This window comes from Pseudomonas sp. HMWF006, assembly GCF_003061205.1.
Taxonomy (GTDB): Bacteria; Pseudomonadota; Gammaproteobacteria; order Pseudomonadales; family Pseudomonadaceae; genus Aquipseudomonas; species Aquipseudomonas monsensis.
Window position 1 is genome coordinate 7,131 of sequence record NZ_QAIU01000554.1, and the last position, 7,429, is coordinate 14,559.

5 protein-coding genes and 1 pseudogene are annotated in these 7,429 nt (G+C 60.5%); 2 read left to right on the plus strand and 4 right to left on the minus strand.

What is annotated here, in order from left to right; translation table 11 throughout:
- A pseudogene (locus tag DBR24_RS33685) lies at nucleotides 1-672 on the minus strand (diguanylate phosphodiesterase); the annotation flags it as partial.
- Nucleotides 673-967: 295 nt separating this feature from the next.
- Here DBR24_RS33685 and ettA point away from each other — a divergent pair.
- Nucleotides 968-2,632 carry an energy-dependent translational throttle protein EttA gene (gene ettA / locus DBR24_RS24945; RefSeq protein WP_123463988.1) on the plus strand — a complete coding sequence of 555 codons (1,665 nt, stop codon included), beginning with the start codon at nucleotides 968-970 and terminating at the stop codon, nucleotides 2,630-2,632.
- A 349-nt stretch (nucleotides 2,633-2,981) separates the two neighbouring features.
- Nucleotides 2,982-4,319 carry an NADP-specific glutamate dehydrogenase gene (gene gdhA / locus DBR24_RS24950; protein ID WP_128616063.1) on the plus strand — a complete coding sequence of 446 codons (1,338 nt, stop codon included), beginning with the start codon at nucleotides 2,982-2,984 and terminating at the stop codon, nucleotides 4,317-4,319.
- Here the strand turns inward: gdhA and DBR24_RS24955 are convergent.
- The 3 genes from DBR24_RS24955 to DBR24_RS24965 all read right to left on the minus strand — a co-directional run bounded on the left by DBR24_RS24955 (nucleotide 4,316) and on the right by DBR24_RS24965 (nucleotide 7,249).
- Nucleotides 4,316-4,810 (minus strand): GreA/GreB family elongation factor, encoded by a 495-nt coding sequence (locus DBR24_RS24955; RefSeq protein ID WP_128616064.1) that lies wholly within the window; start codon nucleotides 4,808-4,810, stop codon nucleotides 4,316-4,318. The genes gdhA and DBR24_RS24955 overlap by 4 nt on opposite strands.
- Before the next feature lie 70 nt (nucleotides 4,811-4,880).
- Nucleotides 4,881-5,237, minus strand: a complete 357-nt coding sequence (locus tag DBR24_RS24960; protein WP_123463994.1) for a hypothetical protein — start codon at nucleotides 5,235-5,237, stop codon at nucleotides 4,881-4,883.
- Between the two features lie 158 nt (nucleotides 5,238-5,395).
- Entirely contained in the window at nucleotides 5,396-7,249 is a 1,854-nt protein-coding gene (locus DBR24_RS24965) for a DUF4105 domain-containing protein (RefSeq protein WP_128616065.1), read from the minus strand.
- Between the last annotated feature and the right edge of the window lie 180 nt (nucleotides 7,250-7,429).

Below are 7,429 nucleotides of genomic sequence, written 5' to 3' on the forward strand. Positions count from 1 at the left end.
CAGGACACCGGGTTTGGCTGCGGGCAGGGCTTCGTCGCGGCTGATGATCTGATGGTTGACGCGGTTTTCTACCAGCCACAGTGGCCGCGCTCCGGCTTCGTTCTGTTTGGTCAGCGAATCGAAAAATGTCGGCGTCAGACGCAGTGCCCAATAGCCGCGGGAGCTGCCACTGGCCTGATGCAGTAACAGGTGCACCACCGACCCGTCATCGGCGTTGCTGAAATAATGGGCTTGCGAATGACTGCGGCGCACCAGTTCGGTGAGGTAGTCGGCGTCAGCACTGTTGGCGGCGCTGTCGCTGATGATTCTGCCGGAAGGGCTGAGCAGCGCGATGCTGCGCAGGTCCGGCAGCGAACGCTGCAGCTTGCGCAGCAAGGCCTGCTGTTCGTCGGCCGATTGCGGTTGTTCGACGATCGGTAGCAGGTTGAGGGCGATTTGCGCGTTCAGCGCCATGTTCAGGCTGACCTGCGAAGCGAGATCGGCGGTGTAGTCGATGGTGTACTGACGCTGGTTTTTCTGGGTTTCACGCAGTTGATCGAGCAATTGCCAGAACAGCAAGGCCAGCAATAAAAGCACCAGCGTCGCCAGCGCGCCCTTCAATGTTCCGCGCAGGGGCGAGCCGGGCGCCGGTTGGAGGCTGCTCACAGAGGCTGGCGGAGTGACGTTGGACAAGCTGTAATCCTGCGATTTGGCTGGACTGGCGCGACGTGCACTATAAGCCGGACGCCCAAAGGGCGGCTAGCATGCCTTGAGTTGTGGCGAAGTGCCAGCCCCGCTCGGCTGGACTGCCACCGGTCATTAAGGTAGCTTTGCCGGTTACGCGGGAGCGTTCCAGCTCCTAGAATCAGACTTTTTTCAGCGCGCACGCATTGATGGCCATCAAGTGGTCTAGTGAACGACGCGCATCGGTCTGGCCGGGCATCGCCTGCGCTCCAATCATTCATCTGTCACTGACCCAAGGTTCTCCATGGCTCAATACGTCTTCACCATGCATCGGCTGGGCAAAGTTGTTCCGCCGAAGCGGGAAATCCTGAAAAACATTTCGCTGTCGTTCTTCCCCGGCGCCAAGATCGGCGTACTCGGCCTCAACGGTTCGGGTAAATCCACGCTGCTGAAAATCATGGCTGGCGTCGACACCGAGTTCGAGGGCGAAGCCCGTCCGATGCCGGACTTGAACATCGGTTATCTGCCGCAAGAGCCACAACTGGATCCGGCCAAGACCGTGCGTGAAGTGGTCGAGGAAGCCGTCAGCGTGATCAAGGATGCGCAAGCGCGTCTGGACGAGGTGTACGCCGCTTACGCCGATCCGGATGCCGACTTCGACAAGCTGGCTGCCGAACAGGCCAAACTCGAAGCGATCCTGCAGGCCAGCGATGGTCACAACCTCGAGCGTCAACTGGAAGTTGCTGCCGATGCGTTGCGCCTGCCGGCCTGGGACGCAAAAGTCGAACACCTGTCCGGTGGTGAAAAGCGCCGTGTGGCCCTGTGCCGTCTGCTGCTGTCCGCCCCGGACATGCTGCTGCTCGACGAACCGACCAACCACCTGGATGCCGACTCCGTAGCCTGGCTGGAGCACTTCCTGCACGACTTCCCGGGTACCGTGGTTGCGATCACGCACGACCGTTACTTCCTGGACAACGTTGCTGGCTGGATTCTGGAACTCGACCGCGGCGCGGGCATTCCTTACGAGGGTAACTACTCGGGTTGGCTGGAAGCCAAATCCGATCGTCTGGCGGCCGAATCCAAGCAGCAGTCGGCTCACGAAAAAGCCATGAAGGAAGAACTGGAGTGGGTGCGCAAAGGCGCCAAGGCCCGCCAGTCGAAATCCAAGGCACGTCTGCAACGCTTCGAAGAAATGCAGTCGCAGGAATTCCAGAAGCGTTCGGAAACCAACGAGATCTACATCCCGGCCGGTCCGCGCCTGGGCGACAAGGTCATCGAATTCAAGAACGTCACCAAGGGCTACGGCGATCGCGTGCTGATCGACAACCTGTCGTTCTCCATGCCGAAAGGCGCCATCGTCGGCGTGATCGGTGGTAACGGTGCCGGTAAGTCGACCCTGTTCCGCATGCTGATGGGCAAGGAAACGCCGGATTCGGGCAGCATCGAAGTCGGCGAAACCGTGCAACTGGCCTGCGTGGACCAGAGCCGCGAAGACCTCGACGGCAGCAAGACGGTGTTCCAGCAGATCTCCGACGGTTCCGACCAGATCCGCATCGGCAACTACGAGATCCCGTCGCGTACTTATGTCGGTCGCTTCAACTTCAAGGGTGGCGACCAGCAGAAGTTCGTCAAGGACCTGTCCGGTGGTGAGCGCGGTCGCCTGCACCTGGCGCTGACCCTGAAGGAGGGCGGCAACGTCCTGCTGCTCGACGAACCGTCCAACGACCTCGACGTTGAAACCCTGCGTTCCCTGGAAGAAGCCCTGCTGGACTTCCCGGGCGCTGCCATTGTGATCTCTCACGATCGCTGGTTCCTGGACCGCGTCGCGACCCACATCCTGGCGTACGAAGACGACTCGCAAGCGGTGTTCTTCGAAGGTAACTACACCGAGTACGAAGCCGACCGCAAAAAGCGCCTCGGCGAAGCGGCTGCCCAGCCACACCGGGTACGCCACAAAAAACTGGCCTGATTCGGGTTGGTTGCATAAAGAGCGGAGCCTTCGGGCTCCGTTTTTTTTGCCCGGGTTTTGTCAGCGGGACCGAGTCGCGACTCCTTCGCGAGCAAGCTCGCTCCAACAGGGGAACGCATTTCAAATGTGGGAGCGAGCTTGCTCGCGAAGGCGGTATAACTGTTGGTGCATAACTCAAATGTAGAATCACCATACAGGTGCAAAAAGCCCAAAAAAACCGCCTGATTTATATCCTGTGCACCATTTAATTTCATAACTGCGACATTTTGCGCTGTTCCTGTGCGCAAATCGTTTGCTACAGTCCGGCTCAATCGCTTCCAACGACAATAAATTTGCCGAGACTTTTCCCATGATCGAATCCGTCGAATCCTTCCTCGCCCGGCTGAAAAAACGCGACCCGGATCAACCCGAATTCCACCAGGCCGTCGAAGAAGTCTTGCGCAGTCTGTGGCCGTTTCTCGAAGCCAATCCGCGTTACCTGACCTCGGGCATTCTGGAGCGCATCTGCGAGCCGGAGCGCGCAGTGGTGTTCCGTGTGTCGTGGGTCGACGATCAGGGCAAGGTCCAGGTCAATCGCGGTTTCCGTATTCAAATGAACAGCGCCATCGGCCCGTACAAGGGCGGCTTGCGCTTCCATCCTTCGGTGAATATGGGCGTGCTGAAGTTTCTCGCCTTCGAACAGACCTTCAAGAACTCCCTGACCTCGCTGCCCATGGGCGGCGGCAAGGGCGGTTCGGACTTCGATCCAAAGGGCAAGAGCGATGCCGAAGTCATGCGTTTCTGCCAGGCGTTCATGAGCGAGTTGTACCGCCACATCGGCGCCGACGTCGACGTGCCGGCCGGCGATATCGGCGTCGGTGCGCGGGAGATCGGTTTCCTGTTCGGCCAGTACAAACGCCTGAGCAACCAGTTCACCAGCGTGTTGACCGGCAAGGGCATGACCTACGGCGGCAGCCTGATTCGCCCGGAAGCCACCGGTTTCGGTTGTGTGTATTTCGCTGAAGAAATGCTCAAGCGCCGCGGGCAGGCCGTCGAAGGCAAACGCGTGGCGATCTCCGGTTCGGGCAACGTCGCCCAGTACGCGGCGCGCAAGGTCATGGATCTCGGCGGCAAAGTGATTTCCTTGTCCGACTCCGAAGGCACGTTGTACTGCGAGTCCGGCCTGAGCGAAGAGCAATGGCTGGCATTGCTGGAGTTGAAGAACGTGAAGCGCGGACGCATCAGCGAGCTGGCGACCGCGTTTGGCCTGGAATTCCGCGCCGGGCAGCTGCCGTGGTTGCTGGCCTGCGACATCGCGCTGCCTTGCGCTACCCAGAACGAACTCGACGCCGAGGCTGCGCGAACCCTGCTGCGCAACGGCTGCGTGTGCGTGGCCGAAGGCGCCAACATGCCGACGACGCTTGCTGCTGTGGATATCTTCATCGAGGCCGGCATTCTGTTTGCGCCGGGCAAGGCGTCCAACGCCGGCGGGGTTGCGGTGAGCGGTCTGGAGATGTCGCAGAACGCCATGCGCCTGCTGTGGACGGCGGGTGAGGTGGACAGCAAGCTGCACGCGATCATGCAGTCGATCCACCACGCCTGTGTGCATTACGGTGAAGAGAACGGCCAGGTCAACTACGTCAAAGGCGCGAACATCGCCGGCTTCGTCAAAGTCGCCGATGCGATGCTCGCCCAAGGCGTGGTTTAACCCGCTTCGATGCGGATCACTTCGATCATCTGATCGCCAGCGGGGCGCTGCCACAGCACTTCGTCATTGAGCCGGGCACCGAGCAATGCCCGGCCCAACGGCGAGGCCCAGTTGATCAGGCCCTGACTGGCGTCGGCCTGATCTTCGCCGACCAGTTGCACTCGGCGTTCGGTGTTGTGTTCGTCGGCATAAGTCACCCAGCTGCCGATCTGCACCTTGTCGGTAGACGTCGCAGGGGCGGCGACCTGCGCACTGCTCAGGCGCTGATTGAAATAGCGCAGATCCCGTTCCAGATCGGCCAGACGCTGCTTGTCGGCCTGCTCGCCTTTGGCTGATTGTTCGGCGTGCAGGGTCTGCAAGTCGGCGACTTTGGCCTGCAACTGTGCCAGGCCTTGTGGTGTGACGTAATTGGGCTGCGCGCTGACCTGCCGTTCGACGGGCTGATCGGCTTGCGCGGCGGCGTTGTCTTCGTTGACGAAAGCGCGGCTCATGGTGTCCTCCTGTGATAGGAATTGGTCCATGGTCGCCGGCATTTGGTTTCACTGGATGTCTGGAAACGACCTATTGCGAGCGATAGGCTCGTCCGGCGTCCTGATCTTTCTGCTGCTGCCAGGCGCGCTCGCGTTCGTCCCAGTGCTCGTTGCGATATTCTTCGCGATCCTTGTTCTCCAGCATCGCCTGACACTGGCGAAAGCCGTCGGTCCAGCCTTCGGCGTATTGCTTGTCCTTGAGATAGCGCGGCACGTTCTTGCGAAACTCGCCACTGATCGAGCCGGCGGCTTGCCGTCCGCTGACGCAACCATCGTCAAAACCATCGGCGAAGGCCGGTGGATAACCTCTGGCGATCAAATCTTCATGGGTGGTCTGGCAACCGCCCAGTAACAGCACAACACCCAGCAAACCCGCACACCGCCACATCGCACTCTCCCGCGCCGGTTGTCCGGCTTATGGGGAAAGTCTAGAAGCTGATTCATGACACGGCTGTCGAAGCCCCGTGAAAAATCCATTAACACCACAAGACCAAATGTGGGAGCGAGCAGGCTCGCTCCCACAGGGGGAATTTGTCGGGCTTCAGATCAGTAGTGATACCACTTCACTTCAAGCATGACCTCTGTTTCCGGCGTGGCGAGATGGCTGAACTCACGCTGCGCACTCAGACGCAAACCGAGGTTGCGTGACAGCTCCCACTGCTGGTTCAGGCTCAGGCTGCGGCGCACTTCGCCGTTGGTGAAGTAATCGCCCTTGGCCTCGAGGCTGAGATTGCCCAGCGGGTTTTTCCACAGCACGCCGCTGTTGAAACCGGCCGCCGGGGTGATGAACCCGGCGAAGTCATTGTTGTGCTCGATGCGCACGGTGCCGAGGGCAAAGCCGAGCATGTCTTCGCCCAGTTGCCAGGTGCCGCCACCGCCCCCGTTGACGTGGCTGACCAGGGTTTCGTCATCGTGCTTGCCGGGCACACGCTCAAGGCCGCCGGTGACTTGCCATGACAACGGCTGCAACAACTCATTGCGCGGGGTCAGCGAGCGGATGGTCGCCAGATCCAGTTGCTGGAACTGCCACTGGTTGCCTTCGTACTGGCGCAGTTTCATCTGCAGGATCTCGATCTGCGCGCCGAGCGGGAAGCTCTCGGCGTTGTCGTTGAGGTCGTGGTAAGCCATGCGCAAGCCGTATTCGCCGAAGGCGCGGTCGCCTCGGGTGCCGAGACCGGCCTGCCAGGTGCGCGATTCGTGGCCGTCCTCGGGCAGGCCGGGTTGCGGGATGTCCAGCTCCGGCGCCGGATTCTTGTTGATCGCCCGCAGCAGTTCGAAGCTGCGCTGTGCCCGTTGCGAGTCGCGTTCCTGACCGTTGGCGCGGTAGCGCTCCAGGCGATATGCCGCGTCGATGATCAATGCTTGGCGGTCACGGGGCAGCGTTTTGAACGCCGGGTCCTGCAACACCTGTTGATCGGCGCTGACTTTCAGCACCCATTGCTGTTCGTCACTGTTCAACGGCTCGGCACGGCTGAGCAGTTCACGCTCGCGGGACGGGCGGTACTGGATGCTTTCCACCAGCCCGGCTTCCTTCACCGCTTTGACCGTGTCGGTGGGAATGGCGGTCAACGGGAATTGCTCGGTCAGGCGCAGGCTCGGCCGTGCCACTTGCAGCAGCTCAAGCAGGCGATACGAGCAGTTTTCGTCGAAGAAGAAATAGTCGAACTGGATCTGCTTCAGCTCCCACACATGTTCGACCATGCGTGCGGTTTCTTCCTGCGTCAGGTTCAGCCGGTACTCCCACAAGTCGCGGTTTTCCAGGCTGCGGTATTCGGAGAGTTTTTCCTGATAGGGCACCAGCGCGAACAGCCCCGGATAGCCGCCCATCAAGCCTTTCCAGGCGTAGAGGATGCTGTTGTCCGAGCCTTCGATGTAGGCGCCGAAGTTGATCGCATAACTCAGCAGTGAAGTCTTGTCGGCTTGCACATCAGCCTGGTCGATGCGCAGCAAGGTGTGGCCGAACATCGACGAAGGACTGTTGAGATAAGCCGCCGGGAAAATCATCACCGCGCTGTGCGGCGAGACATCCTTGAACCATTTTTTGTATTCGGCGCATTCCGGCGTCGGCAGATCGCTGAGATTGAGCTGTGCCTTCAGCCAGCGCGTGCGCGCCGGGTAGACGCACTGCGCGTGTTGTTCGCCGAGACTGGCCGGGGCGTACAGCGCTTGCACGGTGGCGGCCAGTTCACGGTCGGGGTGTTCGTTGCCATCGGGCGCGAGGAAGAACTTCTTGTCACTGACATAGCTGCGCCAGCCGCCAAGCTTGGCGGTTTCGTAGTGACCGAGGGAAATCCAGAAACGATCGTTGGCCAGTTGCTGCAAACGTTGAGGGTCGATGTGAGGCGCGGCGGACAGCGGGGCGCAGACACAGAGCGCCAGCCAGGCAAGGCGTTTGAGCATAGGTGGCAACTTAAGTCGAAAGAAAATAAAACCCGGATCGGGGTGTAATCACTCCACCCTGTGGCGAGGGGATTCATCCCCGTTGGGCTGCGAAGCGGCCCCGGAACCTGAATTCCCAATGCATCAGATACAGCGCATGCACGGGTTTGGCGACGGCTTCGCAGCCGAACGGGGATGAAT